Source organism: Thalassotalea psychrophila, from assembly GCF_031583595.1.
Taxonomy (GTDB): domain Bacteria; phylum Pseudomonadota; class Gammaproteobacteria; order Enterobacterales; family Alteromonadaceae; genus Thalassotalea_A; species Thalassotalea_A psychrophila.
Map to the genome: position 1 here is coordinate 2,151,752 of NZ_CP134145.1, position 26,293 is coordinate 2,178,044.

General features: G+C 39.0%; 30 protein-coding genes and 1 tRNA gene. 28 read left to right on the top strand and 3 right to left on the bottom strand.

The annotated features are described in order from the left end of the window. Positions 1–55 precede the first annotated feature (55 nt). The 4 genes from RGQ13_RS08595 to RGQ13_RS08610 all read left to right on the top strand — a co-directional run bounded on the left by RGQ13_RS08595 (position 56) and on the right by RGQ13_RS08610 (position 4,811). Positions 56–1,300, top strand: coding sequence for a leucine-rich repeat-containing protein kinase family protein (locus RGQ13_RS08595; protein WP_348393145.1), 1,245 nt, complete (start codon positions 56–58; stop codon positions 1,298–1,300). A 199-nt stretch (positions 1,301–1,499) separates the two neighbouring features. Continuing rightward, on the top strand, positions 1,500–2,735 hold the full coding sequence (locus RGQ13_RS08600) for a PQQ-dependent sugar dehydrogenase (protein ID WP_348393146.1): 1,236 nt from the start codon (positions 1,500–1,502) through the stop codon (positions 2,733–2,735). A 123-nt stretch (positions 2,736–2,858) separates the two neighbouring features. Then, a complete protein-coding gene (locus RGQ13_RS08605; RefSeq protein WP_348393147.1) occupies positions 2,859–2,984 on the top strand; it encodes a hypothetical protein in 126 nt (41 codons plus the stop codon). 885 nt (positions 2,985–3,869) lie between these two features. After that, a complete protein-coding gene (locus RGQ13_RS08610; RefSeq protein ID WP_348393148.1) occupies positions 3,870–4,811 on the top strand; it encodes a tyrosine-type recombinase/integrase in 942 nt (313 codons plus the stop codon). Here the strand turns inward: RGQ13_RS08610 and RGQ13_RS08615 are convergent. Next, positions 4,735–5,193: a hypothetical protein gene (locus RGQ13_RS08615; RefSeq protein ID WP_348393149.1), complete on the bottom strand. Its 459-nt coding sequence runs from the start codon at positions 5,191–5,193 to the stop codon at positions 4,735–4,737. The two genes, RGQ13_RS08610 and RGQ13_RS08615, sit on opposite strands and share 77 nt — an antisense overlap. 305 nt (positions 5,194–5,498) lie before the next feature. Between RGQ13_RS08615 and RGQ13_RS08620 the strand changes: the two genes are divergently transcribed. From RGQ13_RS08620 to RGQ13_RS08735, 24 genes are all read left to right on the top strand, one after another. Continuing rightward, positions 5,499–6,296 carry a hypothetical protein gene (locus tag RGQ13_RS08620; protein WP_348393150.1) on the top strand — a complete coding sequence of 266 codons (798 nt, stop codon included), beginning with the start codon at positions 5,499–5,501 and terminating at the stop codon, positions 6,294–6,296. Positions 6,297–6,587: 291 nt separating this feature from the next. Continuing rightward, the gene (locus RGQ13_RS08625) at positions 6,588–7,130 is read left to right on the top strand and encodes an NUMOD4 domain-containing protein (protein WP_348393151.1); all 543 of its coding nucleotides are present in this window, start codon (positions 6,588–6,590) and stop codon (positions 7,128–7,130) included. A 121-nt stretch (positions 7,131–7,251) separates the two neighbouring features. Next, complete coding sequence (locus RGQ13_RS08630; protein WP_348393152.1) at positions 7,252–7,584, top strand: hypothetical protein; 333 nt, start codon at positions 7,252–7,254, stop codon at positions 7,582–7,584. Between the two features lie 90 nt (positions 7,585–7,674). Beyond that, positions 7,675–7,914: a hypothetical protein gene (locus RGQ13_RS08635; RefSeq protein ID WP_348393153.1), complete on the top strand. Its 240-nt coding sequence runs from the start codon at positions 7,675–7,677 to the stop codon at positions 7,912–7,914. A 187-nt stretch (positions 7,915–8,101) separates the two neighbouring features. Continuing rightward, positions 8,102–8,452, top strand: coding sequence for a hypothetical protein (locus RGQ13_RS08640; protein WP_348393154.1), 351 nt, complete (start codon positions 8,102–8,104; stop codon positions 8,450–8,452). A gap of 290 nt (positions 8,453–8,742) precedes the next feature. Next, positions 8,743–9,027, top strand: a complete 285-nt coding sequence (locus RGQ13_RS08645; protein ID WP_348393155.1) for a hypothetical protein — start codon at positions 8,743–8,745, stop codon at positions 9,025–9,027. A gap of 68 nt (positions 9,028–9,095) precedes the next feature. After that, a complete protein-coding gene (locus RGQ13_RS08650) occupies positions 9,096–9,443 on the top strand; it encodes a hypothetical protein (protein WP_348393156.1) in 348 nt (115 codons plus the stop codon). After that, positions 9,443–9,574, top strand: coding sequence for a hypothetical protein (locus RGQ13_RS08655; protein ID WP_348393157.1), 132 nt, complete (start codon positions 9,443–9,445; stop codon positions 9,572–9,574). Before RGQ13_RS08650 ends, RGQ13_RS08655 begins: the two co-directional genes overlap by 1 nt. A gap of 8 nt (positions 9,575–9,582) precedes the next feature. Continuing rightward, on the top strand, positions 9,583–9,750 hold the full coding sequence (locus tag RGQ13_RS08660; protein WP_348393158.1) for a hypothetical protein: 168 nt from the start codon (positions 9,583–9,585) through the stop codon (positions 9,748–9,750). Beyond that, on the top strand, positions 9,743–11,239 hold the full coding sequence (locus RGQ13_RS08665; RefSeq protein WP_348393159.1) for a hypothetical protein: 1,497 nt from the start codon (positions 9,743–9,745) through the stop codon (positions 11,237–11,239). Before RGQ13_RS08660 ends, RGQ13_RS08665 begins: the two co-directional genes overlap by 8 nt. Before the next feature lie 9 nt (positions 11,240–11,248). Next, positions 11,249–11,476 (top strand): hypothetical protein, encoded by a 228-nt coding sequence (locus RGQ13_RS08670; protein WP_348393160.1) that lies wholly within the window; start codon positions 11,249–11,251, stop codon positions 11,474–11,476. A gap of 3 nt (positions 11,477–11,479) precedes the next feature. Then, a complete protein-coding gene (locus tag RGQ13_RS08675; RefSeq protein ID WP_348393161.1) occupies positions 11,480–13,063 on the top strand; it encodes a terminase large subunit domain-containing protein in 1,584 nt (527 codons plus the stop codon). Positions 13,064–13,158: 95 nt separating this feature from the next. Then, positions 13,159–15,246 (top strand): portal protein, encoded by a 2,088-nt coding sequence (locus RGQ13_RS08680; RefSeq protein WP_348393162.1) that lies wholly within the window; start codon positions 13,159–13,161, stop codon positions 15,244–15,246. A gap of 104 nt (positions 15,247–15,350) precedes the next feature. Continuing rightward, the gene (locus tag RGQ13_RS08685) at positions 15,351–15,584 is read left to right on the top strand and encodes a hypothetical protein (protein WP_348393163.1); all 234 of its coding nucleotides are present in this window, start codon (positions 15,351–15,353) and stop codon (positions 15,582–15,584) included. 3 nt (positions 15,585–15,587) lie between these two features. After that, entirely contained in the window at positions 15,588–16,637 is a 1,050-nt protein-coding gene (locus tag RGQ13_RS08690) for a hypothetical protein (protein WP_348393164.1), read from the top strand. Between the two features lie 80 nt (positions 16,638–16,717). Continuing rightward, entirely contained in the window at positions 16,718–17,446 is a 729-nt protein-coding gene (locus RGQ13_RS08695) for a hypothetical protein (RefSeq protein WP_348393165.1), read from the top strand. Further along, positions 17,446–17,772 carry a hypothetical protein gene (locus RGQ13_RS08700; RefSeq protein WP_348393166.1) on the top strand — a complete coding sequence of 109 codons (327 nt, stop codon included), beginning with the start codon at positions 17,446–17,448 and terminating at the stop codon, positions 17,770–17,772. Before RGQ13_RS08695 ends, RGQ13_RS08700 begins: the two co-directional genes overlap by 1 nt. Positions 17,773–17,781: 9 nt before the next feature. Beyond that, positions 17,782–18,246, top strand: a complete 465-nt coding sequence (locus RGQ13_RS08705; RefSeq protein ID WP_348393167.1) for a hypothetical protein — start codon at positions 17,782–17,784, stop codon at positions 18,244–18,246. Then, a complete protein-coding gene (locus tag RGQ13_RS08710) occupies positions 18,246–19,637 on the top strand; it encodes a hypothetical protein (RefSeq protein ID WP_348393168.1) in 1,392 nt (463 codons plus the stop codon). Before RGQ13_RS08705 ends, RGQ13_RS08710 begins: the two co-directional genes overlap by 1 nt. 2 nt (positions 19,638–19,639) lie before the next feature. Continuing rightward, positions 19,640–22,045 carry a hypothetical protein gene (locus tag RGQ13_RS08715; RefSeq protein ID WP_348393169.1) on the top strand — a complete coding sequence of 802 codons (2,406 nt, stop codon included), beginning with the start codon at positions 19,640–19,642 and terminating at the stop codon, positions 22,043–22,045. Positions 22,046–22,851: 806 nt separating this feature from the next. Continuing rightward, a complete protein-coding gene (locus RGQ13_RS08720) occupies positions 22,852–23,199 on the top strand; it encodes a hypothetical protein (protein WP_348393170.1) in 348 nt (115 codons plus the stop codon). Between the two features lie 2 nt (positions 23,200–23,201). Then, positions 23,202–23,447, top strand: a complete 246-nt coding sequence (locus tag RGQ13_RS08725) for a hypothetical protein (protein ID WP_348393171.1) — start codon at positions 23,202–23,204, stop codon at positions 23,445–23,447. Between the two features lie 72 nt (positions 23,448–23,519). Continuing rightward, entirely contained in the window at positions 23,520–23,858 is a 339-nt protein-coding gene (locus tag RGQ13_RS08730) for a hypothetical protein (protein WP_348393172.1), read from the top strand. 11 nt (positions 23,859–23,869) lie between these two features. Then, positions 23,870–24,385, top strand: coding sequence for a hypothetical protein (locus RGQ13_RS08735; RefSeq protein WP_348393173.1), 516 nt, complete (start codon positions 23,870–23,872; stop codon positions 24,383–24,385). Between the two features lie 279 nt (positions 24,386–24,664). On the opposite strand, the gene RGQ13_RS08740 is transcribed toward RGQ13_RS08735, so the two are convergent. Both RGQ13_RS08740 and RGQ13_RS08745 read right to left on the bottom strand, forming a co-directional pair. Next, positions 24,665–24,741 (bottom strand) — tRNA-Val (locus RGQ13_RS08740). A gap of 134 nt (positions 24,742–24,875) precedes the next feature. Then, on the bottom strand, positions 24,876–26,267 hold the full coding sequence (locus tag RGQ13_RS08745; RefSeq protein ID WP_348393174.1) for an MATE family efflux transporter: 1,392 nt from the start codon (positions 26,265–26,267) through the stop codon (positions 24,876–24,878). Between the last annotated feature and the right edge of the window lie 26 nt (positions 26,268–26,293).

A 26,293-nucleotide genomic window follows, 5' to 3' on the forward strand; every position in this document is an offset into this window, starting at 1 on the left:
CACACATTTACTGTAAACTTCCTGCCGATTTTATCTTCATTTTCTTTGGTTCATCATGCAAACACTCTCTCAACTAAAGTCAGGCGAATTAGCAGGTATTAAACGCTTAGCATTATCTGAAAACTTATCTTCTTTTCCGTTAGAAATTTTATCTCTGGCTGATAGCCTAGAAATTCTAGATTTATCCAATAATCAATTAACTTCATTGCCAGATGAATTGTCACTGCTTAAAAATCTTAAAATAATTTTTGCCAGTAATAATCAATTTGAAGCATTACCTGAAGTGCTTGGTCAATGTGTTAATTTAGAAATGGTGGGGTTTAAAGCAAATCAAATTAAGCACGTTTCAGAACACTCATTACCACCTAAGCTGCGTTGGTTAATTTTAACGGATAACCGTATTGAAGTTTTACCGGATTCTTTGGGAGAACGATCAAAGCTCCAAAAGTTAGCGTTAGCGGGTAATCGTTTAACTCAATTACCACTAACCATGGCCCAGTCTACTAACCTAGAGTTAGTACGCATATCTGCGAATAGGTTAACTGAGTGTCCAACTCAATTATTGAGTTTACCTAACCTTGCATGGTTTGCGTTTGCTGGAAATCCGTTTAGTCAGTCAAATATCAGTATTAAATCAGTACCTGAAGTATCGTCATCAAGTTTCACTTTGCAAGAAGTCCTTGGACAAGGGGCCTCTGGAATTATTTCAAAAGCGGTGTGGAATAAACCTCAATCAAACTTTACCGATGATATTGCTGTTAAAGTATTTAAAGGGGAGGTTACTAGTGATGGTTATCCTGAAGATGAGCTACAAGCCTGTTTGAAAGTGGGTAATCATATAAACCTGGTGCAGTCATTAGCGCAAGTGAGTGAGAAAGACTACTTAGCACTCATTATGAACTTGATACCTGCTCATTATAAAAACTTAGGTTTACCGCCATGCTTTAATAGTTGTACCCGTGATACGTTTCCACCGGGTTTTAGTTTATCAATAGATCAAATTGCTAAAATAATTGCTCAAATGGAAAATGTATTTGAGCATTTGCATGCAAATAAAGTATGTCATGGGGATTTATACGCACATAACACCTTGTTTGATGAAAACGCGAATATAATATTCGGTGACTTTGGTGCTGCTACCATGTATCACATGCTGACACTAGAACAACAAAAGCAAATAAAGAAAATTGAACGTAGAGCACTTCATCATATGATTGATGATTTATTAAGTATTTGCGCAGTAGAAGATCAAAATAGCGCTACTTACAACGCTCTTAGTCAACAAGCCGGCCAGAACTAGCCTATAACCTTCTGTGTCTTCTACTTTGTTTTCTCCTAAGATTTTATCTTAACCTATAATAGGGTAATTAACTGGAATTAGCAGACTCTAAACGATCTATATTTATAACAATAAATTAAATAATCGCCAGTAACGTTGGTGGACTGCTAAAAGCGCTTTGTCACAACAAAGTGGGCCATTTTTACTTTTAGAGTATTTTATGAAATTAGAATCGACATTAATAACACTTCTTGCTCTTTTTTCGCTAACGGGCTGTGGGGCCGGGGGAAACAGTAGTAAAAATCCTTCTGTCGAGTATGGTCAAAGCCAAACGCCTGTCGAAGCCACACTGGATTCATCTCTTACTACAATCAATGCATTTCCTAACCTTAGCTTTGAGCAACCACTTTATTTTACCTCTGTACCATCCTCCGACAATTACGTTGTCGTTGTTGAGCAAAAAGGAACAATAAAGATATTTGAAAACGACAGTAAAGTTACTACAAGTAAAGATTTTTTGAATATTAAAGCACTTGTCAGCACAAGCAGCAACGAGGAGGGGCTATTAGGCCTCACATTTGATCCCGACTATATAAATAATGGTTATTTATATGTCTACTATTCAGTGCTTGACGGTGCTCGTCGTTCTCGGGTTGCTCGTTATCAATTAGCTAAAGATAGCGAAAATGAATTTATTGATGACGAGGTTAACGAGGACAGTGAATCAATTATATTAGAAGTAGCGCAACCTTTTGGAAACCACAACGGCGGTATGATTGAGTTTGGCCCAGATGGTTATCTTTATGTTTCTTTAGGCGATGGTGGTAGTGGCAACGACCCTATTAGACATGGGCAAAATAGAACTACATTACTTGGTACATTGCTCCGTATAGAGCCAATCACCAATGGCTATAATATTCCCCCGGACAATCCGTTTTTAGGTGTAGGCATTGAGACCACAGGTGAAGGGATAGGTGATAACGTCAGAGAAGAGATATGGGCCTATGGCTTTCGCAATCCTTGGCGGTTTTCTTTTGATCGACAACAAGGAACAATTTGGCTTGGTGACGTGGGTCAGGGTGAGTATGAAGAGATCGACATCGTTATTAAAGGCGGTAACTACGGCTGGAGTTTACGAGAAGGGAATCACGACTTTAATGATGACGACATAATCTTGGAAAGTCCGCTCATTGACCCTGTTTTAGAGTATGGACGTGACGTTGCACAATCGATTACCGGTGGTTATGTTTATCGAGGAAATAAAATACAGGCGTTAACAGGTTTATATATCTTTGGTGATTACATAACCGGAAATATTTGGGCTTATGATTACGAAGGCGCTTCCGCCACAGCCTCTATTGTCGCAACGGTGCCAGAAATTACTTCTTTTGGTGAAGACCAAGAGGGGGAAATTTATATTGTTAGTCGTAATGGCAGTATATTTAAATTTGAATAAGATGGTGCTCGCTGCGGGACTCGAACCTGCGACACCTTGCATGCCATGCTATTCCTATCGTTAGTTTAATTCGATTATTTCAATGACATACTTCATGTACGTACACAGTATAGGAGTGTGCACATGGTAGCAATTAGACAATTAAAATCAGATAACTGGAACGCCCAAATCAGAATCAAGGGTACTAAACCTTATCAGAAAACATTCAAAAATGAAGAAGATGCAATTGAGTGGGCTAATCTTGAATAATCATTATTGAGGGATTCAACCAAACCAACCATCTATAACCTGATCTTAAATTTTACCATTAATCAAACCCTTTAAAACCAATGGTTTACGGCCTGTTAACAAACACTAGTTAATGATAGTTTTTGACATAATTAGTGCGAATTTGGACATTTAACATCTAATAACACTTCTTTACACTCCATACCAAGTTGAACAATAAAGGGGAATATATGAACCATGTAGCGATCTATAAAGAATATGAAAAGCTAATAACTAAACAGTTTTACTACAAGGTAGCTCTACTAATCAGCATTACTATCAATTTATCTATATATTAAGGGTGTGAAAAATGAATACAGAACAAGCATATAAGCCGAGTTAGCTAAAGCTAATTCTGAATTCTCATTACATTAATTTTATACCTATTTACTCGTCGACACTTGTTACGTTGAAAAACAAAGAGTATTACAATTTCATTAATATTAAATCATTAACTATGCCTTTCTAATCTGGGGTAACTAGGGTGGTAGTGCCTTTCTACAGTGTTATACGCTCGCTTAAATGTTGGTTAGATTACCGACACCGCTTGTCTGTGTTATACGACCGTAGGGAGGTTGCATTGACATGGCTATTGATTGAGAAATAACCAAACAGAAACGTACACATTGACCTACTGTGTATGGATAGGCATATTGTGCACGAATTTATAACGAAGTTTGTTATTGAGATTGCTTGTATGAGTCTATACGTAAGGGATATAAGATGGTGCTCGCTGCGGGACTCGAACCTGCGACACCTTGCATGTCATGATGGTAAGCATCTGACGTAAGCTATTGTAAAGTATGACAATTTACTTGGAAACATTTCCAGTGGAAACACTGGCAACTAACCAAGGAAACGTACAAAATGGCATCTATCAAGCAACTTAAGTCTGGTAACTGGAACGTAAGAATTAGACTATCTGGTCAACCTTTAAAGACTAAAACCTTCCCAACTGAACAAGAAGCAATCAATTGGAGCACTGAACAAGAGTCAATAGACAAAGTATTTTCACAACCTACGATCTATGAACTTGGTCTTAAGTATAGAGAAGCAAGATTAAAAGGTAAGGGGAGTTACGATGATTTCCAGTGGAGAGTATTACCATCTCTTAAACATTTTCCTCAACCAGCTGAGTATGTAACACCAGAGCAAATCATCAACTACAGGGATGAACGTCTTAAGGCGATGTCTAATGACACTGTACTAGGTGAATTAACTTCCATCTCTAGAGTATACAAATGGGCTAAAAAGGAATTCCTAATCAAGTGCGACAATCCATTAGCTGACATTGTATTCCCTAAACCAGCTAAAGCCCGTAACAGAGTAATCAGTAAAGAAGAGTTAGTCCTACTAATGAACAATACCTCTGACTTAATGAAACCTATCTTTGAACTTGCCTATGAAACTGCAATGAGAAGATCTGAAATCATCAACCTATGTGTTAAAGATCTACACTTGCAAGATCGTATACTTGAGGTTTGGGATGGTAAGGAAGGAGATAGACTTGTACCCCTCACCAAACGAGCTGTATCGATCCTGAAGGGCATAGCAAAAGGTAAACGAACCAATGACTTACTATTTAATGTAAAGCCTAGGAGCGTTACACAGGCGTTTAGAAGAGCACGTAGGGCAGTGGGTTTAGACTCTGATGTTAGACTTCACCAACTGCGCCATACACGCTGTACTTTAGTAGCCCGTAAAGGCTTTAACAATGCACAGATACAAGCAGTTACTGGACATCAGGACTTACGTTCTGTTCAGCGTTACACTCACTTGTCTGCTCACGATGTTGTGGACTTGATTTAAAACTAAGACTAGAAGTTACATTCCTTACGAATTCTTCCTGACTCTGCTTAAACAAAGACTCAGCGTATTCAATAGTGTGTAACTTCCACTCTTCACCATCAAGATTAGTCTGTAGATAGGCAAGGAAGCCTTCACATTGCTCAAGTCTTGCCTTAACACTGTCTAATTCATCATCATTAACTTCCTTCACTTCTACCTTTTCATCACTCTTTTTAAGATCAGACTTAATCTTGTAAAAATTAGAGTTTGAAATCCCATACCTTTCTTTAGCATCACCAGCTTTTAACCCTTCCTTTTTAATGTCCTCAATTAGCTTAGGTTTCATTGTTGAATCCCAAACTATAGGGGTATCAGTGGTTACTTCTTGTACTTCTTCTGTCATTTCTATTCCTGTTCTGTTGACTAAAAAGGAGCTAGCTTACTGTGATCGATCATCATTTAAAACATTGTGTTACGAATCAGTTACTTACATGTCCTTACTCTTAAAATACTTGTCATTTAATTCAATCTTACTGTCACAGAAATGGCACTTTTAGCTAATAGTATAGTATGGGTTGACACTTTTACGCCCCCATTTTGGAGACATTCGTTTCCATTCTTTTTACTTACTTAATCGTAAGTTCTTACCCCAGCATTAGGTTACACAACCTTTCGCTATCTAAGTATCAAGCAGCTAAGGAGACACTGATGGAATTCAGTATCAAGAATAGAACAATTGGAGGTTACTCTTTCGAGGAACTAGCTAAAAACAATGTAGAAATCTGGGAGTCAATTAATGATGATTCCCACCAAGTGCCACCAACTACCCAACGTACAACTATGGGCTATGTTAGTGAAATAGCTACAGCAAACCACTTAGAAAAGGTTGGTTTTGAAATAGTAGCAATGAATGGTCTGAAAGATGCTTTGTATGAAATGAAGAACAAGAAGACAGCACCTAGTAATAGCAAGTCAGACATTGTAGCTAGACGTACAAGTGATGGAAAAGTATTTAACTTGGAAGTCAAAAGTGGCACACCACACCGTTACAAGCTAAGACAATTCAGAAAGAACACTTTAGAAAGCTATACGAGCAAGAAGCGTAAGGTTGAAAATAGAGTTGATTTCATAGTATGGGTTGACATAGACAGATTAGGTAAGCCTAACATTTACGGTATCTATTCAGCAGACTCTTTAAAGAAGTTACCACTCTTCAAGAACAAGTTTGGTAAAGCTTGCTACACATTAACAAATGATGATGGTAATGACTGGTCAAACAGTAAAGGAATCCTAAACCACCACACACCAATACTAGAAGACCAACCTACTAAAGAGGTTTGTATCAAAGAGCAAGAACGTATAGCTAATCTTCCAGAGTTTAAAAACTATCCATTGGAAGTTTGGAAAGATGGAACTGTTGCTTACAAGGTACTGCCTGAAAATACACTGAAACGACTTAAAGCATCTGCTAATGAGTACAATTTCAATACGTTGTGGGTTGGTTAACATTACAGGGAACTAACCAATGCAGATTACTAAACAAGATGTATTGGATGCCATTGCAGTAATCAGAGCCTACCAAGAGAATCCTTTTGACATCTGGCTAACTTGCACCAAAGCATCCAACTACGAATACACACTACTAGACCGAAAGGTTAGAAACAAAGCAACAGGAAGGGTACTAAAACCTAACAGTCAAGATCTAGTTAAGATCTACAATGATGATGGTGACACTCAGCCCTTCCTATCGAGACCTTACAAAAGGTTCTCAATCTAAGTATCAATACAGGAACAATCATGGAAATTAGAAAATCAATCTCAGGCTATGAAGGCATTTACGAAGTATCAGACAAAGGCAATGTTTACAGCCTTAATAGGGAAATAGGTGGCTTACGTTGCAGACGTACTAGAAAGGGTCAAGAGTTAAAGAAGGACTTTAGCAACCTACAGCGAGTTACTTTAAGTAAGGACACAGAGACTAAAAAGTTTGGAGTGTCTCAGCTAGTAGCAGAAGCTTTTGTACCTAATCCATTTAACAAACCTTTCGTTTACCACATTGACCGTAACAAGCAGAACGATGCAGCAAGCAACCTAATCTGGTGCGACCTTAAAGAGATTAATTCTTTAATGCTTGCAGAGAGAAGTAAGAACGCTTCTGGTGAAATGAACCACCATGCAAAGCTTACTTGGTCAACAGTTGAATCAATGAGAGAGATTAGAAAGACAACTAATTTACTAATCAGAGAAATAGCTGAAATGTTTGGAATGAGCAAAGTTCAAACTCAAAGAATACTAGCTAACAAATCTTGGAAAATAGGAGAACATGAATGTCCACATTAATACTTTCACCAATTAGAGAAGACTATGACTTAGGTTTTAGCTTCTACCAGTTACAGCTTAAGTACAACTGTACAGCTGAATACATCAACCAATTAATCAACATTTAAGACAGGAACAAACTATGTCAATTTACAAACAAGTACAAGCAGAAAGATGGACTAAAATCATCAAACCAATCATGAACTTAACTCACTTTACTTTTAAAGAACGAGTATTACTCAGTTCACTAGTAAACCTAGAAGACTTCTCAATAGCTAAGAATGATGGAGACTTCATTGTCTACCTTACTTCACTATCAAGAGAGCTGGGTTTACCTACAAAAGAGGTTGTTGAACTTCTTCGTAGTCTGGATGAAGAAGAAGCTATCCACATCATCAATGACAAAGACTCTGGTAAATTCCAGATTGAGTTTACAGATGAATTAAGTAAGGACATAGCACATGTTCTTCAGTAAGAAGCCAGAAACAGAACAGGAAGCAGGGTGGTCTGAGGAAGAATCAGATCAACTGCATCAAGACAATTGGAAAGAATGGGAAGGTTACTAATGCAAACACATTACACAAATGAAGAACGTAATAGTCTTCAACCAGACAACACAGATGAACAAGACTTCTTCTACAAAAAGAAAAGCAAGGTTGAGCAGATTAGATTCAACTTACCCACTGACTTAATCCAATCACTGAAGGCACAAGCCAAAGAACAAAACAAAACACTTTCACAACTAGTAATCGAGCTATTAGGAGCTGATACACATGACAAAATTAAACAACTACAAAAAGATTAATACAAGCTACACACCTGTACCTAATACGGTATTTCAACACCTTACACCTATCGCAGCATTACTGTATGGCAAGATGTCAGATGATTACTTCTTCTATTTAGAAAAGACAGGAGTATACACACCAAATGACATCACTGATTCAAAGCACTTTAGCGTATCAAGACCAACAGTGAGCAAGGCACGTAAGATGCTAATAGAAAAGGGTTACATCTCTGTTGTATCAGAACGTAATGGTTGCAAGACAATCTATCACGTTAACAAGATCAACGCTGAAGGTAATCCTGTTGTTGTATCACCAACTATCACTGAATCAATCAAGAACATTACCAAGAAAGGTAGGTTACTTGATGAGACTAATAGAGGTCTTACTACTGAAGCTAAGGCAGAAGTGTATGAAATACGTAAGGCAAAGCAGCTGAAAGAAGAACAAAGTAAACGTGAACAAGAACAGAAGGGCAGGGAAATGGCAGAAGCAGCTAGAGCCTTTGGTGGTACGGCAGGTAATACCGCACTAGATGAAGATGACACCCCATTTTAATTAGGTTAATACATAGTATCTTTTAACTCTTTTAATTAAATCCAGCGTTAAAACCTATAGGTAAACTATGGGTATACTATGGTACGTGTAAAGATTCTTTACAGCTACCTGCTAAGTTTCTTTACACCTACCTGTAAACATTCTTTACAGCTTCACAAAACAAACATTCTAAATAGCTCACTACTGGCTATTACCCCCAATTGCACACACATTCAAAAGTCAGAACGATCTGACATTTACACAAATTACAGAAGACGAAACTGTCTTCGACAATTACTAAGGAGTCAAACATGACTACAACTACACAAAACAACACAGAACAAGCAATCACAGCAGCAACTGAATTAGCCTTTTTACATGTACATGGAACACTACTCAACCTTAGAGAGTTAAATAGAGAGTTTGATTCAATCAACATTGGCTATGAAACCTTTGATGCTTTAGAAGTTGAAATGAAAGCGAAGGCTTTTGATGAGCTAGAGAGCACAGTCAATACAATCCACTTCCATTACTTTGATGAGATTTCAGAGACTGCTTCAGGTAACAACAATGGCTTTGAGAAGATTACGGATTAAACACAACAGGGAGTATCACGCTCCCTTTCCACTTCATACAGAAACAAATCAGGAACAGGAGGACATCAATGTCCAATTCAAATCCAAGTCCTTCTACTCGCTTTGGAGCGATGAATGGCAACCCAATTAACTTAGCTGGTCGCCCTCGCGGAAGTCGCAGCAAGATCACTCAGAAAGAATTAGATGCTTACAAAGAGTCAATCTTAAACAAATCAACAGTAATCGAAGAGTTACAGCGTATAGCTAAGTTAGCGGAAGCAGATGGTGATTACTCTACAGCTGGTCGCCTATGGGAAAAGATACTAGCTTACGGTAACAACCCTACACACGATGGAGCTAAAGACGATGGTTCTACAGACAAAATAGATTACACAGCTGAAGATCTTAAAGCTCAGCTAATTAAGGAATTAAGCTAATGACATTAGAACAACGTATTGAAGAATTAGAAGAGAGAGCTAGATGTAGTGATTGGTCTTGCAGAATGGCAATCATGTCATTAAGCGTAATAGCAGCTTCTGTAGCTTTTTCATCACTGTTTAACATTTAGGGATTGCTATGGAAATTAAACTAAACAAAGAAGGCATCTTAGATGATGCTCAGAAGGCTCTAGAAAGCATTAAACAGACCTATCTAGAGAAGCTAAAGCAGTTAGAAGAAGATACTAGAAAGCAAGCCAGAGAAGCTATTGTAGGCTCTCTGAAGAGCGGTGTTTGCTATGTCTAGTAGAGAAGAATACATATCCATTGGACCATCTAATGGTAACTATGAACACAAATCAGTACCTGCTCAAGATCAAGACATCCCAGCTTTCCTTAGTGATGAGTTCTTACAGTTGGGTAGTATCGTAAATGGCATACTAGAAGGTGGTGCATTTCCTCCTCAAACAGAGATGCCTAAGCGCTACAGAGAAGGTATGATGTTCTTCTTCTCTCAGCCTATTGAACCTACTAATGAAACAACTATTACATCTGCTGGTGTATGGCTTTACCGTAACAAGAAGTGGTGGAAAGTCATTGATGATCCATCATCTATTGAAGGTGTAACTTTAGCTTACCGATTAACTACAGATGAAACTTCACCTAGTACACCTCCAGATGGTGTTGATTACCCTCCTACTAATTGGGAACAATACCCACCAGTTAAGGGGCCTAAGACTGATTGGATTTGGGTATCTTCTCAGACTTCTATAGCTGAAGATGGTACACGTACTTGGTCTAGTCCTACTCCTTGGTCTGCTGGTGTTACAGATGGTGTAAGCCCTCCTGCAATTCCGGGACATAGAGCAGTGGTTCAGTTAACAGATCCAGTATTAAGATCATCATTTAGTACAAGAGCTGCTTACGATTTAGTAGTAGCTGAAGTATCTGATAGAGACCCAATTGTGCCTATTAATGGTGATACGGTTACTCAACATTCATCTATACCAACTGAGGAAGGTGAAGCTCCTACTTTCATTGCTACTAAGTCCTATCAGGTAGGCTCAGGAAACCCAGGAATTTGGGAAGATGTAGCTGAGTTCATTGATGGTAATTTAGTGGTAAATGGGACTATTAACGGTGGTGCTATACGTGCTGATTCAGAGGTACGTATTGGTGGTAATGCTGGTGATGATTTAGTTGTAGTTAGTGCTACTGATCCTAATTCCCGACTATGGGTAGGTGATAGTGGTGATGGTGCTACTGCTAACTTCAGAGTATCCCCATCTGGTGACTTGTTTGCTAACAGTGGTGTCTTTAATGGCTCTGTACAAGCAGACAACATTACTGGTGATGTACTTGGTATTGCTACTCACAAATCACCTGTTCAATACATAGATTACACTCTTGATTACGAGCTATTAGGTGATGAATGGACTGTAGAAGTTAATACAGCTCACGCTAGAACTATGATAGTTACACCTCCACTAATGGAGAAGCACGTAAGCTTTGGTACAAATACAGAGCTACAAGTAGCTTTACAGGCTGACTTAACAGGTACTGGTGGTTGGGTTACGGCTGACAATACACCGTTCTTCCATGTAGCCCCTGATCCAGCACTAGACTATCACTTCATGCTCCCACCTTTGGCTCTGGAAATACCTAAAGACCATGGGGACATTTACTACAAGTTTAGATTAGCTTGGAGAAATAGAGGTGACAGAATCGGCACTCAATACACACCAGTAGTAGTACAGCTAATTCGTCAAGGCGATAGCATTACATTTTTAGATTAAGGAAAAACAATGGAAAACAAACAAGACATTTTAGATGATCTAGTAAAACTAGAAGCACGAATCTTAGAGATTCACGAAGAACTAACTGAGCTAACTGAAAAGTACAACAGTGAAGAAGCAGCTAAACCAGACGCTAATGTACGTGAATACTTCTCTAAATTAGACAAGGAATTTGAAATCCTATCTAACCGAGTAATACAAGGTAAAGTCCTAGTACTCTGGTCTGAAAGAGCTTAACTGATGGGAGTTGCTCTAGACATAGACAGTATGGACGTAGAGCAGTTAACCCAGCTACTAGCTCAAGTACGTCTAGACAAACAATTTAATAGATCTAAGTTCTTTACAGCTTACGACTATCAACGAGACTTCTATTCAGCTGGTGCTAAGTATCAGCGTAGGTTCTTAATGGCAGCAAACAGAATAGGAAAGTCATTCGGTTCAGCTATGGAGATGTCCTATCACCTTACTGGTCTCTATCCTGATGATTGGGAAGGTAAGGTCTTTGACAAACCTATCTTAGCTTGGGCAGTTGGTATCACTGGTGACTCAACCCGTAAGGTACTACAGAGAGAACTATTTGGAACAGCTAACGCTAAAGACAAGAATTCACTTGGCACTGGTGCAATACCTAAAGAATGTATTGAGTTTGAATACCTAGAACGTGATGGAAACAAAGTACTATCTGCACAGGTTAAACATGTAAGTGGTGGTACATCTACAGTTGAATTCAGATCTACACAGCAAGGTGAGCACGTATTAATGGGTGCTACAGTTGACTTCATTTGGTTAGACGAAGAATGTCCTTACAGGTCAATGGAAATCTATTCCCAGTGTGTTACACGTACCGCTACAACTGGTGGTCATGTTGTCATTACAGCTACCCCTGAAAATGGTATGACTGAACTGATTGACATGTTCCTTACTGCTCAAGCTAATGATGGTGAAACTGAAGATGATGATGAATACCTATACATGCAAAATGCTACTTGGGATGATGCACCTCATTTAACTGAAGATGTTAAAGCTGAATTACTCGCTTCTATACCTAAATGGCAGTGGGAGATGAGAATGAAAGGTGTACCTATTGCAGCTGATGGTCTTGTATTCCCTATTGCTGAAGAGAAGGTAATAGTTGATGGTATTGAGATTGACAGTGGTGATGACATCCTTTGGTCACTTGATGTTACACACAGAGGTAAGAAAGGGAATGACCCTTCAGTCTTGTCTCTGTTAGTTCGTAAACGTCTACAAGGTGAGAACCAAGACCAAACCATTACTTACTTACACCATCAAGTTACTTTCCCTGAGAATGGATTTGCTGATGCTATTGCAGACTACCTATTAAGCCCTGACAACCGTTACAAGTATGCTCCTTTAATTCTTCCATCTGATGCTGGTAATGAAGGTGCTGATGCAATGGGTACGATACTCAGGGAACGTGGTGTTAACTGTGAGAACAAATCATTTAGTAACCCTGTTCAGTCTGAGATTAATCAAGATTGGACTAAGAAAGGTACAAGCAGTATTAACATTGAAACTGGTTTAACCCACATGAACCAATCCTTTCACGATGGAACATTTAAGATCTGCAAACATGGTTGTCCTAAGTTCCTTTCTGAAATGAAGACTTACATCAGAGACAATCCATCTGGTGGAACTAATGTTAAATACAAAGGTAAGAAGGATCATCTGGATTCAGGTCGTTACGGTTTCATGTCTATGGTAGGTAATCGTTGTTTACCAGCTGGTCAGACACAAGTTGATTCATTTGACTTTAACAATGGATTTGACATGGGTGATGACTATTACGATGAAGCTGCTTAAACAGTAACCCCGTTGGAGAAACCTCTTCAGTGGATTAACTAACCCTAAAGGTTGCCGATTAAAAGGAAGGCAAGATTACTTTAGGAGTCATACCAATGACCCAACTTACTTTAAAAACAAAGTGGATGAAGGAAAAACTTCCTGAGTTCCAAACCCAAATGATGCACAGCTTTAACTTCGCTGATGAAAGACGTGAAGAGAGAACAGAGCATTACCAAGAAGCCTTCCAGTATTACCGTTCAGTATTACCTACCCATAGTGGTAAAGGCACATCAAGCTATGTAGAGCCAGTACTACGTGAAACTGTGGATGGTCTAATGCCTTCCTTACTAGGTATCTTTGCAGAGAATGAAATTAATGCAGTTAAGTTCAAACCACTGTCTAAGTTCGTCACTAATGAAGTTACTGAAGCAGTTAACAAAGGTCTTAATGAAATCATCCTTCGTAAGAACAATGGTTACAAAGAGATTCAAGATGCTATTAAAGAATGTCTAATTGCTGGTGATGCTTACATGAAAGTGTATGTATGTGATGAAGAAGAGACTGAAGACTTAATGCCAATTGAAGGTGCTCCATTAGAGATGTTACAAGGCATCCTTAATGAATACCCTGATACTGATACAGACCAGTTTGAAGTTGATGAAGAGACAGGTACATTCTCCACTGAAGGTGCTGACTTAGTTAAAAAGATTAAGACACCTAAGATTGAATTCATTCCTTTTGCAGAGATGTTTGTAGATCCTAGTGTTGATGACATTGAAGATGCTCGTTACGTAACTCATCGTACTATCAGTACAGTGGGTAAAATGAAAGAGCTATTCCCTAAAATGGTTGAAGAGATTGAACGTGCTTCTATCATCGAAGGTTCTAATGAATCTGACATGTCTAACATCTCTATTGAGACTCAACGTCAACAACGTAGTAAAGAAGATGACTTACTTACTACCAATGACCAGAATGAACGTCCTACACACTTGTATGAACACTACATCCATTCTTCGTTACTAGACAAGAAAGGTAAGACTCGTTACTACCAAGTATTTGCTACTCACGCTGAAGTGTTAGAGATTCATGAAGTTGATGGTCATCCATTTGTTCACATGGTTCCAGATCGTGTTCCAGACTCGCAGTGGGGTATCTCAATGCACAGTTTGGTTAAGCATCAACAGGACTACATGACTGAAATGGCTCGTTCTATCTTAGACAATGCTAAAACTGCTGCACATCGTAGATACATTGCTGCTAAAGGGCAGTATGACCGTAGATCACTATTAGACAATAGACCTGGGGGAGTAGTTGAAGTTACTGCTGCTGGTGCTGTTAAACCTATGGAATACCATCCTATTCCACCAGCTGCTGAAAGCATCTATGCCAAAATGAAGGAAACTGCTGCTATTACGAAGAGTAATGCAATTAGTGAATCCTTTGGTCAGAACATGTCTCAAGTTGCTGCTTCTTCAGTGGCTATGTTTGTTCAAGAAGGTGAGATGAAGGACAAGCGTGTTGCTAAGTCAATTTGCTTTACTGGTCTACAACCAATCATGTCTAAGCTTTACAAGCTAATTAAAGATCATGACTTGGCACTTACCTACGAAGGTGAAGAAGTTGGTCTAACTGGTAAGCAATTACCTAAACGTTGTGAGTTCGCTGTAGATGTAACTACTAACAATGATGAAGCTCGTAAGATTGGACAGTTGATGAACATCTTACAAATTGAAGCACAGTTAGCAGCTGTTGAATCACCTATCTCTGGTGCTCAAGAACGCTACGAAGTTTACAACGAAGCACTTAAGTCTATGGGTTGTGATACTGCTGGTTACATTAAGAATCCAGCTGAACATGAACCTACTCCTGAAGAGTTAGACGAAGCACTGAAAGCTAAGCTACTTGATGGCCGTAAGTTTGAAGCTGAAGTGTTTAGTGCGGAAGCTGTTAGAGACAACTTACTTGCAGAAGGCATCAAGCTTGAAGCTGAGATTAAAGCTATTAACGAAGGTATTGAACGTGAAAAGGAAGCTAATGTTCTTAAGGCCCAAGAGCTACAGGTTAAGCAATCTGCTAATGAGCAAGACTTTGACATTAGTGAACGTAAGATTGAAGTAGACAAAGCTGAACTACAGACAGAGGTCATGATGACTGCTGCTACTGGTGAAGAAGCTAACTTTACCCACTCATACCGCTAAACCTTTAATTAATACGTGACTCTACGTGATTTCTATAGGGCAGTTACCCACATTGTCTTACAGATTTCACGTAGGGACGCGCTACAACACAGGAAATTCCCCAAATGAAAGATTTAACAAGCAAATCTGATGAACAGTTAGAAAATCACCTGAAATCAGTAGCTAAATCTCTTGCAGAACCTTTTGCATACCTAGCTGAAATGGAACGTAGAACCATCACTAAAGACTTAATTAATGCTGATGATGTTCCAGTGATTAAAACCAATCAAAACAAATACCACTATTTAGCTCAGTTAGAGCAAACAATTAAAAACTATTTAGAATTCTCAGGAGAGTAATACATGATTAACGCAACCCCTAACGCAACAGTGGATGATTCACAACTAATTGACACTAATGACTTTAATGTCTTTGACCAGTTAAATGACTTAGTAGTTGAATCTCCAGAACATACTGCTAATGAAACAGAAGCTGAAGTAGATCCAGCATTACAAGAATTAACATTAGAGTCAGATGAAACTGGTTTTGACTTTGATGACATTGATGATGGTGTAGACCATCGAGAAACAGAGCTAGGTGAAAAGACAGACACTGATGCTATTGAAGAGCAAGAAGCAGTAGATACTGAAGCAGCTGAATTAGATGTAATGGCAGTAGAAGAACAACAACAGTTTGTTTCTCAGAACTTCAAGACCTTACCAGATGATTTTGAAATAGATGGTGGTGATGGTGTCGTATACACCAAGGGCGATCTAATTAACTCTGCAAAACAATCAGAACAAAACAAAGAGATTAACACCTTCTACCAGAAACAATTGAATGATTGGAATCAATGGTCAGACATTAATCAAGCTAAGTTTGACATTGCTGAGACTGAAGTGATTCGTCACTTAAATTCAGTTAATCAACAACTACAAGATCCAAGTCTCACATACGACAAACGTGGTCAACTATCTGAAACGAAAGACACATTAATTAAACGTCAAGAAGCTCTAACTTCAGCTGGTAAAGAAGCTATGAGTAACCGCATGGAACAACGTCAGATTGCAGTGAACAATCAGATTGATTCAGTACAGCGTGAACTATCAAAGAGTCACTCAAATGAAGCCGTAACAAGCGCTATACAGTACGCTAATGAAGCTGGCATTACTGGTCAGCAAATAGCTGAAAACATCTCAGTGGGCTTAATAGAGACCCTGATGAAGGCTAAAAAGTATGATGACATCCGTAAGGATTCTAAAGAAAGTATTCGTAAGAAATCACTAGGTAAATCAGTACCTAAAGGTAAAAAGGCTTCAACCATTACTGCAAGAGCACAAGCAAAACGTAAAGCTTCTCAAGCTATTGCAAGTGGTAACAATGATGGTGTTTTCGCACATTTAGTGGATTAGTCAGAGGTTAAGAGGTTAGAGGGCTGTAAAAGGAATTTTTAATAGTCAGTGTTTTACTGACAAAAACAAGGAGAAACCCAATGTCAAGTTTTAACGTTGGTGGTTCAAAATCAAAATCAAGCACTAAGCAGTACTTTGACCCTAACATGCAACCTTTACTGGACAAACTAGGAAGTGGCATGGACATCGGTAAAAAGGAGTTCATTAGTTCTGGTGGTTCATTAGGGGCTTTAGATGCACTAAAAGGTCAAATAGGAAGTCATAGATCTTTCTTAGATCGTGAACAAGGTAAAGGTATTACACAAGCTGACATTAATGCTCGTGCTTCACAATCATTAGATCCAAACATGATTAAGATGATTACAGATGCTAATGCAAACATGTTAGGTAGTACTAATGCCAACATTGCACAATCGGCTAACATGGCTGGTGGTGCTGGTGGTTCACGTATGGGCATTGCTCAAGGTATGGCAGCTGGTGAAGCAAGTCAGAATCTTACTAACTCACTTACTCAAATGTACAGTGACAATCAATCCAATGCTTACAGTCAGCTTCAAGATGAAGAAGCTCGTAGGTTTGGCTTACAGAATCAAATGTTAGATTCAGGGATGCAAAGCTATCAAACTGAAGAGATGATTAAAGGTCTTCAACGTGGTGATGTAGACCAATCTTGGATGAATGACATCATGAACAACAACCCTGAGATGTTGCAGATCATGATGTATGGTCAAGCGGCTGGTTCAGTTCCAATCTTCACTAAATCTAAATCTTCAAGTGGTAGTTTTAGTATTGGTGGTGGTGGTTCGTAATGTCTGAATTTAATCTAAATAGTTTACTAACTGACCCTACTCAACAGTTAGCTAACTCACAAGGTGCTCCACAGCACACTGAGTGGAAAGACCCTGAAGCAGTTAATCTAGAGCAGAAAGCTTTTGATGACACTATGAAAAAGAAGAAGGCTGAGTTAGACAAGCCTTTCGATTGGTCTAAATACTTGAAGATGGGTAAGGGCATTGCTAGTAACGCAATGAAGAACTTACCTCATTCAAGCGAATCATCAAGCTCATCAATCAAAACACGTAGCCCATCAGACATTTCTAATGCAATGATGGCAATACTTAATTACGGTAAGTAGGAGGACACTATGCAACCGATGTTTAATCAAATGGCTGAACAGATGCCTACTATCCAAACCCAATTAGTTGACAATGCTTCTAAATTAAAAGCATTACGTCAATCAGCTGGACTTGAGACAGTAGACACTGAATCAGCTAACGTAGATCCATTCGCTCAACCTTTACCAGAAGTATCACCAGATACAACAGTACAGGACGAAGCATGGAATTCTTTAGAAGTTGAAGGTGCTGAAAGTGGCTTCCGTAATCCTAATGGCAACAAAGCTGACAAGCGTAAGCGTGAAGTTAGACAAATGCTTGAATCAGATGAACGCTTCAATGGTCGTGTATCTGACATGCAGCGTATAGCTGAAGCAGTTGCTAAAGAAGTAATGCTTGGAAACATTGACATTGAAGATGCTGAATCAGTAATGATGCAAGAAGCTGAAGCTCTGTTTGACCATCAATCAAAAGCAAAGAAGGGGGTTAAGTAATGAATACTCTATTTGATGTACTAACTAATCCTGAATCTTCTTTTGAATTAGGTTCACTTAATCCAGAGATCACCGATGGTGCAAGTAACTTTAACAGTGCTGTATCTGGTAGCCCTCACACACCTAGTAGCGCTCAAATGTATGACCCTGCAAAACTTGCTGGTGTTGTAGAGACTAAACCTTCTCCTAAAGGCTATGTGCCATACAAGGAAGGTCTACAGGAACAAGTTCCTTCTTCTTCAGTGATACTAGACAATCTTGAAGTTAATACAGTTGACCAAATCGAGAAGCCTGATACAGGTAACGAGAAAGATGATACTCAAAACTTCCGTAAGAAGATTGAAGCTTTTACTAAGACTCAACAACAACGTATGAATGGTGGTTACGACTTCCCTGAGTATGATGAAGGTGATTCTTGGAAAGCTGGTGGTTCTGCAATGTTAATTCCTTTGTTTGGTTTAGCTATTTCAGCTTTAACTGGTAATGAAGACCTAGCCTTGAACATGGGCTTAGGTGTACTTGATGCAGCTACAGAAGGTTTCATTGACCATGAAGGTATGCTTGAACGTAGTAAAGAACGTCAGAAGTGGCTAGACCTAGGTTACTTGCCAGAGTATGTAGATCGGTATGAACAGACAGGTGACATGGATGCTCTAATCTCTTCTAAAGTTGACAACCCTAATCAAGGTAAAGAACGCTCACGTATTCATACTTTCAAGAAAGGTGAAGACATGGGTATTAAGGATGCTGAAGGTAATCCTATCTTTGCTGAGAAGACAGGTCAGTATGAGTTCGTTCAAGGTGCAGACCAACGTAATGACTACCGTACTACAGATGTTGTTTTCCAAGGTGACAAAGATGCTCAATGGAAATACAAAGAAGCTGGTGCAATGCGTAAGACGCGTGCTAAGCAACTTGAAGAGCAACAAGCAGAGCAAGAAGCCACTGATGGTCAAGTGTCTCAGTTAGATGAGTTAATTGATGCTGGTAAGCAAGCTCTAGTCTCTGGGAACATTGATGGTAACACTGGTCCTATGGATGCTTGGTTGCCTGATCTTACAGATGATGCCCAGAAGACAACTGGTGACTTTGAGCGCTTTAAAGAGCTACTAACTGTAGAGAACCTAGACAAGATGTCTGGCGTATTAACTGACAAAGACATCCAAGTATTACGTAGTGCTGCAAGTGCTCTTGATACTGGTCGTTACTGGACTGTTAACAAAGCTGAAGTTCAACGTGTATTAGGTAATCTTCAAACTAAACGTAAAGGTTTACGTAGTAACAGTGGTTCAGGCAAAGCTCCAATGAGTGCCTTACAGTACTTGTATTCTAACCCTAACGCTTTAGGTTCTTTTGAATCTAAGTACGGTTACAAACCAGAAGGATTTTAATCATGGCTAATGTATTTGACCAATTTGATTCTGCACCTAGTGTAGGCTCTACAAGTACATCCCATAGTAACCCTTTTGACCAATTTGATGAGGTTGCCCCTTCGGGGGTGGCTTCTTCTTTACCAGTTGATTCATTAACTGAAGTTGGTCAATCCGTTTACAGTAACTACCTTAATCAAGGTTGGGATGAAGATGATGCTTTTGACATGGCTGTATCTGAAGAGAAGCGACTAGTACAAGCTGGTACTGTTGGTGACAGAGTAAGAGCTGTAGGACAAGGTTTAACCTTTGGCTACGGTGATGAAATTGAAGGTGGTGTTAAATCTGCTTTTAGTGATTCAACTTACGGTGAAGAAGTAGGGCAGATCCGTTCAGAGATGGACACATTTGCTGAACACAACCCATACGAAGCAGCTGCTTACGAATTTGGTGGTGCTATACCTACAATGTTTGTCCCTGGTGTTGGTTGGGCTAGAGGTGCTAGTACTGCTAGTAACTTAGGTCGTATTGGTGCTGAAGGTGCTGGTTACGGTGCTTTGTATGGTTCAGGTAAGACTGAAGCTAACCCATTTGAAGATCCATTACAGTATGGACAAGATGTAGCTACTGATGCTGCTATTGGTGGTGTTGCTGCTCCAGCTATTACCAGTGTATTTAAACATTTTGGTAAGAGTATTGATGACTTCAGGAACTCTCCAGACAATCAAGTAAATGTTAGGAACAAGGAATTGTTGAAACAAGAAGTAGAACAGAAACGTGCTGCTTTCAGTGACAATGACATTGACCCTACATTAGCTCAGGTTAGTCCTACTGTTAAATGGGTTTCAGATTGGTTAGAAGGCACTGCTGGTGGTTCTGCTGCTGCAAAGGCTGAAGCTAACAAGTTCAACCGTTACGCCACTAACGAGCTAAACCAAATGTCTACTAACTATGACAATCGTGCTGACATTGGTAGTACATTTAAAAATGCTATGGATTCATACATCGACAACTCTAAGAACGGTCTTGAAGCTCAACGATTAGCACTAACTGAACGAGTAGACATGAATGAACCAATTAGACCTCTACAAACTGCACAATGGTTAAAAGGTGAGAAGGATCTATTCCAAGGTTCAGATGGTATCCAATCTGCAATTACAGAAGATTCAATTAAAGGTCTTCAGAAAGCTTTTGAGAATGGTGAGATTGTTTCACTTAATTCAATGTGGAAAATTAAGCAGACTATTGGTGAAGGTTTACGTAACAACCGTTTAGGTGAATCTCAAGTTGCTAATGGTAAGCTTTTAGCTATGTATGGGAAGATTGCTGAAGACATGCGACACGCTTTCCGCAAGTACGGTAAAGAAGCTAAATACAAGCAATACATGGACGACTTCAGAACTAATGCTAAGACTGAAAAAGCTTTAAAACCTTACTTAACTAATGCAAAAGGTGAGGACTTTACTAATGTAGACATTGAGAAGAAGATACGTGCTGACATGGTGAACAACCCTGAGAAGCTAGCTGGTCTTGAAGAGGTCATGGATGATGTCCGTATGGAATACTCAGATGAGCTTGATGAAGCTGGTAAAGCTTTGCTTCGTGAAACAATGATGTTTAAAGGTCAAGTAGACCCTAAACGTGCATACCAGTTTTACGACACTGCTAAAGCTGCTGATGGTATTGAACCTGAAACACGTTTCTTAGCATCTGATGCTGCTCGTGCTGAATACAAACGTAATGTTGAACTAGCTCGCCTAATGAGTGAAACACCTAAACCACAATCTCCTGAGATGTTCGGTGCTGGTAATCTACTTTCCCTAGGTGTACCTACATTGTTGTCTGGTAATCCTGTTACTGGTTTCATTGCTGGTGCTGCTGCTCCTTACATTGCCCGTAAGATCACAGGTAGTCGTAACTTAGGTAAGTGGTACAACAAGATTAAAGCTACTGACCCTGAAGGTAAGACAGAAGCTGGTCGTACTCTAAATGAAAATGGTACAGCTGGTTTAACTAACCGTATTAGTGCTATTGCTCATGGTAATGAATCAACCCTTACTGAAGCTGATTTAGAAATCATGAATCATTTAAACAACATAGCTATGGAAGATGGTGTTGACCTTAATTCAGCTGAAGAAAGTACAGTACCTGAAGTGCCTTCTACTTTAGATCTTAAAGACAATGAAGTAGGAAGTCCTGAAGCTGTACAGAAAGGAATGATGTATGCACTGAATGTGTTACAGAACGCTGGTAATCCACAAGCTAACTCTGGTCTATTTGATGCTATCAATTCATCAACTCTGGACAATAGTAGAGCAAGTGAATTAATCGCTGCTAACATCAGATCTCTTGGTACAGAACCATCAGAGTTCATGGTTAATCAGCTGGCTAATGATTTTAACTCTTACATGGGTAATCAGGCTATTTAGCTATTAGATCGTAGGAAGCCCGTAGGGGCGTTTTAAGGACGTTGTAAGGTGATTGTATCAGTTGCCTTACGATAGTCCCTAGAATTGCTTCTGAGGGCTTCTTACATCTATCTAAACTTCAATTAAATCAAATACTTAGATTGAAATCTTACTATTAAATTAATTTAACTATTTTGGCTAAAAATGTCACAAAAATGGCCAAAAAAGCTAATAGTATAGTATAGACTACACAACAACTAGACTTCCTAAACTACTTACTGATACATACTTCCTAGGTACTAGGAAATACTAACATCTACTAATACTTACACTAACTAATACATACTTCTACTTACTTCCTATCTACCTACTTCTCCTACTACTTCTACTAACTTTGAAGTAACTATTTAGAAGGGATACTAGTATCTAGAATTAGATGAATTAAAAGAAGTAAACATTAATCAATAGTCTATTTACTAAGTCTTCTTACTTCGTCACTACGTTCCTCGTACGCTGGAAAGGAGTAAGTAATTAAGAATTAAACAATCAATCACTATTTCCTACTTAATCTGGGCGCTGCCATAGGTGAGTTGGTCTTTACAGTGATACCCCTTTACAGTGCATTGATCTATTTCAGTGAACTAACCCCTTTAACCCATTGGTTTAATTAACGTTAATTGTATGACTTCTGCCTTAAAGTCCTCCCAACCAGTGGGTTAAACACCCTTAGAGCCATTGATGATGAAGTTTCTTAGTCATTTACTTCCTCATCAGTGGCTCTTCTTTTACCTAATACAGTGGCTAAAAAAGCCAACAAGGATCTAACTATGACAATTACTAAAATACCAACTGAATTCATTCCTACTTTCCACAACAAGTACCTAATTACTAAATGTGGTGTAGTTTTTAATCCACACACCACACACCAGCGTATAGAGCTTTTTACAGTGAATGGTGAAGACTACATCAAGCATCAACTACTTGGTGAAGAGGGGATTAAGGATGATTTGAGGTTCAAGGAACCAAAGACGAGAAGAGTATTACTTAAGGTCAGTGAATTGTTAGATCTTACTTTTAATGACCCCCTTGCCATTGTTAAACATTACCCATCTTCTTTGATAGTTGAAGAGACAGAAGAAGAAGAGTTACAGAGAATCCTTAAGGAAGCAGCTTAAACATGAATACTGATTTTTACCAATTTTACGTACCTTACTGGTTACGACCAGAAGACTTAGACATTAAACATTTAACCATTACTAATGCTAAGAAACTGAAAGAGAAACCACAAGCTATTGAGACTGAGAAGCCTTGTAAGCATTGTGGTAACTCAATCCGATACTTTAACCGATCTCAATACCGCTGTGCTTGTCGTATCGCACTTAGAGCAGCTGAACTTAAGGAGTCCTACGCTAATGGCAAATAGTCTCCAATACTTTCATCTCCGTAAGTGGGAAGAACAAGACAAACTTAAAACTAAACAACAAGGACGTAACTAATGACCACACCTACTCAATTAAGCCACCTGTACTATCCAATCACTACACCTGAAGCTGAAGCTTTTTGGTCTAGTGAACACAAATGTAATACAGCTAAGGCTTACTGCGCTTTTAGCCCTACAGCTGCTCAATGTAATGAATTACTGAAGAAGGCTGGCTATACAGCTGAATGGCGTAAACGAGTGCTATTAGCCTTCGGTCAATACATCAATGACCCAGAGATGCTTACAATTCCATTAAGTGATACAGATGACTTGTATTGGGAAGAAATGGGTATTCCAGCTGATCTTTCAGCATTCCATCTTACAGACATCATTGATGTATTAGATGCACCATAGGAGTCTCACTGATGGACATGGAACAATTAATCCGAGAACGATTAGAAAGATACGACCACCTTCGAGGTAAGCTTGAGTCCAAAGGTGCTAAACGTCATGACCATAGTAAGATCTATCAAGACCAGTGGGTAAGTGAAGCTCAAAGAACTGAACGTTTTAAACAAGCACAGGCTGAGAGAGAAGCCAGTGTAGGTAAGATAGCAGATGAACGTAAAGCTAGAGAGCAAGAATACTTTGACCACATTGAAGCTAATGCTAAAGCTCAAGTTGCCAGAGAACGTCAGCACGCTATTGAAGACAAGAAAGCTGATGAGGAAAGGGACAAGAACAAAGCTATTGCTAGAAAGTGGTTAGAAGAAAAGAACCACATTCATCTACTTTGGAGACAGAAGAAGCAAGATGTAGGGAGTTCTAACTTAAAGGTTTGGTTGATGCAGAATGAAGAACCCCTACGCCCTACAGTGTTCTGGTTTGACAAATCCACTTGGAAAATCAAACCTGAGTACGCTAAGCACTTTAAGAGTTAAAAGACATGTAATTTAAAATAGACATACTTGTAGAATTGAACCTCATTAGGAATTAGCAACCTAATGGGGTTTCTTTTTGTCTTTAATTTACTCGCTAGACCAAGATGAAGCCGTAGGCTTACATCAGCTCAGTTGGTTAGAAAACGACTGAACGTAGTGATGGAGTATGACACTGCAAGGTAAATAGTAATTAGGAAACGTTTCCACTGGACTACTGGAAACAAGGTGGTAAAATGGAAACGAATCTATCAAGTGGATTGTCTGTAGACCAATAGAAAGTGGTGCTCGCTGCGGGACTCGAACCTGCGACACCTTGCATGTCATGCAAGTACTCTAACCAACTGAGCTAAGCGAGCGTATCTTTGAATTGCGTGTTGAATGATTCAACGAAGCTATGTTAGCCAGATGCGTAAAGTGTTGCAAGTGCTTTTAAGCAGTTAATTGCATTAATTGGTTTAACTGCTCAAAAGGTAAACAATTCATTAAGGTATTATATTTCTATGGTTTCGCTACCTTTAGGTAAAATACCTTGTTCGGCTCGTTTTTGTATAACCTTTAAACGCCACCACAAAAATATTGCAGCATTTGTTAAGCCCATGATAAATCCAATCCAGAAACCGGCAGGGCCCATTTTAGGAACGAACCAATCCGTTAAGCCTAATATTAAACCAATGCTAAGGCCAACCACCCAATAAGATACAAAGGTAATATACAGTATTGATTTTGTGTCTTTATAGCCACGAAGCGCTCCCGCTGAAATAACTTGGATAAAATCAGAAAACTGGAAGAGGGCAGCTAAAAACATTAACTGTACGGCAAGGGCTATTACTTCTTTGTCGTTGGTATATATCAACCCTATTTGTTCTCTGAAGACAATAGTGATGGTTGCTGTAACTATCGCGATTAAAAAACCTAAGAACATTGAATTTGTACACATGTCTTTTGCTTGTTGCAGTTGGTTTTCACCCACTGAGGTGCCTACTTTAATTGTCACCGCTAAGGCTATAGATAACGGCACCATAAACACTAGCCCTGAAAAGTTTAGTGCAATTTGATGACTCGCCACAATTTGTGAGCCAAACGGGGCGAGAATAATAGCCACTACAGAAAATAGCGATACTTCAAAAAGTAGTGAAAGGGCGATAGGCACACCTAAAGCTAAAATGACTTTTATTTCTTTAATATCAGGCAATGAAAAACTTTTTAATAAGTTAATATGAGCCAGTTTTTTTGACATATAAACGTAAATCAACATGCCGATAAACATAGTCCAATAGACAATCGCTGTGGCTATACCACAACCTGCACCGCCTAATTCTGGAGCACCAAAAGCACCATAAATGAAAATATAGTTTGCCGGGATATTTATAATTAACCCGATGATTGAAATCACCATGGTCGGCTTAGTGATGCTTAGCCCTTCTGCGAAATTTCTCAACACCAGATATAAACAAAAACCAGGGCCTCCCCAAACAATGTAGCTTAAGTAATCAAGCATTAATCGCTTTAATTCTGGCTCTAACTCTACATGTTCAATCACAAGAGGTTGTATGGCATAAAAGCCGATGATCACCAGTATTGATAAGACCAGCGCTATCCAAGCTGTTTGGATGGTTGAATGACCTATTCTTTGAGATTGTTTTGAGCCAGCAAATTGCGAAACAATAGCACTAAGCGCCATTACAACCCCTGCAATGGTTAAAATAATTGGTAGCCATACTGAGCTAGCCACTGCCACAGCAGCTAAATCTGTAGCACTCACACGACCCGCCATAACGGTATCAGCAAAACTCATTAGAGTTTGTATGAGTTGGGCGATTAATATTGGATAAGCTAACTTAAGCAGATCTTTTGTATCGGTAAAAAATTTATCTAGAGTCATGGCATCAAAGATCGGATAATGAAAAT

What these genes read in the sequence shown, in the direction of transcription:
- RGQ13_RS08690 (WP_348393164.1), top strand. Translation starts at nt 15,588, where the DNA reads ATGATTAACGCAACCCCTAACGCAACAGTGGATGATTCACAACTAATT.
- RGQ13_RS08735 (WP_348393173.1), top strand. Translation starts at nt 23,870, where the DNA reads ATGGACATGGAACAATTAATCCGAGAACGATTAGAAAGATACGACCAC.
- RGQ13_RS08675 (WP_348393161.1), top strand. Translation starts at nt 11,480, where the DNA reads ATGGGAGTTGCTCTAGACATAGACAGTATGGACGTAGAGCAGTTAACC.
- RGQ13_RS08615 (WP_348393149.1), bottom strand. Translation starts at nt 5,193, where the DNA reads ATGACAGAAGAAGTACAAGAAGTAACCACTGATACCCCTATAGTTTGG.
- RGQ13_RS08695 (WP_348393165.1), top strand. Translation starts at nt 16,718, where the DNA reads ATGTCAAGTTTTAACGTTGGTGGTTCAAAATCAAAATCAAGCACTAAG.
- RGQ13_RS08710 (WP_348393168.1), top strand. Translation starts at nt 18,246, where the DNA reads ATGAATACTCTATTTGATGTACTAACTAATCCTGAATCTTCTTTTGAA.
- RGQ13_RS08605 (WP_348393147.1), top strand. Translation starts at nt 2,859, where the DNA reads ATGGTAGCAATTAGACAATTAAAATCAGATAACTGGAACGCCCAAATC.
- RGQ13_RS08720 (WP_348393170.1), top strand. Translation starts at nt 22,852, where the DNA reads ATGACAATTACTAAAATACCAACTGAATTCATTCCTACTTTCCACAAC.
- RGQ13_RS08600 (WP_348393146.1), top strand. Translation starts at nt 1,500, where the DNA reads ATGAAATTAGAATCGACATTAATAACACTTCTTGCTCTTTTTTCGCTA.
- RGQ13_RS08745 (WP_348393174.1), bottom strand. Translation starts at nt 26,267, where the DNA reads ATGACTCTAGATAAATTTTTTACCGATACAAAAGATCTGCTTAAGTTA.
- RGQ13_RS08635 (WP_348393153.1), top strand. Translation starts at nt 7,675, where the DNA reads ATGCAAACACATTACACAAATGAAGAACGTAATAGTCTTCAACCAGAC.
- RGQ13_RS08680 (WP_348393162.1), top strand. Translation starts at nt 13,159, where the DNA reads ATGACCCAACTTACTTTAAAAACAAAGTGGATGAAGGAAAAACTTCCT.
- RGQ13_RS08640 (WP_348393154.1), top strand. Translation starts at nt 8,102, where the DNA reads ATGCTAATAGAAAAGGGTTACATCTCTGTTGTATCAGAACGTAATGGT.
- RGQ13_RS08705 (WP_348393167.1), top strand. Translation starts at nt 17,782, where the DNA reads ATGCAACCGATGTTTAATCAAATGGCTGAACAGATGCCTACTATCCAA.
- RGQ13_RS08670 (WP_348393160.1), top strand. Translation starts at nt 11,249, where the DNA reads ATGGAAAACAAACAAGACATTTTAGATGATCTAGTAAAACTAGAAGCA.
- RGQ13_RS08595 (WP_348393145.1), top strand. Translation starts at nt 56, where the DNA reads ATGCAAACACTCTCTCAACTAAAGTCAGGCGAATTAGCAGGTATTAAA.
- RGQ13_RS08725 (WP_348393171.1), top strand. Translation starts at nt 23,202, where the DNA reads ATGAATACTGATTTTTACCAATTTTACGTACCTTACTGGTTACGACCA.
- RGQ13_RS08700 (WP_348393166.1), top strand. Translation starts at nt 17,446, where the DNA reads ATGTCTGAATTTAATCTAAATAGTTTACTAACTGACCCTACTCAACAG.
- RGQ13_RS08630 (WP_348393152.1), top strand. Translation starts at nt 7,252, where the DNA reads ATGTCAATTTACAAACAAGTACAAGCAGAAAGATGGACTAAAATCATC.
- RGQ13_RS08660 (WP_348393158.1), top strand. Translation starts at nt 9,583, where the DNA reads ATGGAAATTAAACTAAACAAAGAAGGCATCTTAGATGATGCTCAGAAG.
- RGQ13_RS08650 (WP_348393156.1), top strand. Translation starts at nt 9,096, where the DNA reads ATGTCCAATTCAAATCCAAGTCCTTCTACTCGCTTTGGAGCGATGAAT.
- RGQ13_RS08645 (WP_348393155.1), top strand. Translation starts at nt 8,743, where the DNA reads ATGACTACAACTACACAAAACAACACAGAACAAGCAATCACAGCAGCA.
- RGQ13_RS08685 (WP_348393163.1), top strand. Translation starts at nt 15,351, where the DNA reads ATGAAAGATTTAACAAGCAAATCTGATGAACAGTTAGAAAATCACCTG.
- RGQ13_RS08620 (WP_348393150.1), top strand. Translation starts at nt 5,499, where the DNA reads ATGGAATTCAGTATCAAGAATAGAACAATTGGAGGTTACTCTTTCGAG.
- RGQ13_RS08665 (WP_348393159.1), top strand. Translation starts at nt 9,743, where the DNA reads ATGTCTAGTAGAGAAGAATACATATCCATTGGACCATCTAATGGTAAC.
- RGQ13_RS08730 (WP_348393172.1), top strand. Translation starts at nt 23,520, where the DNA reads ATGACCACACCTACTCAATTAAGCCACCTGTACTATCCAATCACTACA.
- RGQ13_RS08625 (WP_348393151.1), top strand. Translation starts at nt 6,588, where the DNA reads ATGGAAATTAGAAAATCAATCTCAGGCTATGAAGGCATTTACGAAGTA.
- RGQ13_RS08655 (WP_348393157.1), top strand. Translation starts at nt 9,443, where the DNA reads ATGACATTAGAACAACGTATTGAAGAATTAGAAGAGAGAGCTAGATGT.
- RGQ13_RS08715 (WP_348393169.1), top strand. Translation starts at nt 19,640, where the DNA reads ATGGCTAATGTATTTGACCAATTTGATTCTGCACCTAGTGTAGGCTCT.
- RGQ13_RS08610 (WP_348393148.1), top strand. Translation starts at nt 3,870, where the DNA reads ATGGCATCTATCAAGCAACTTAAGTCTGGTAACTGGAACGTAAGAATT.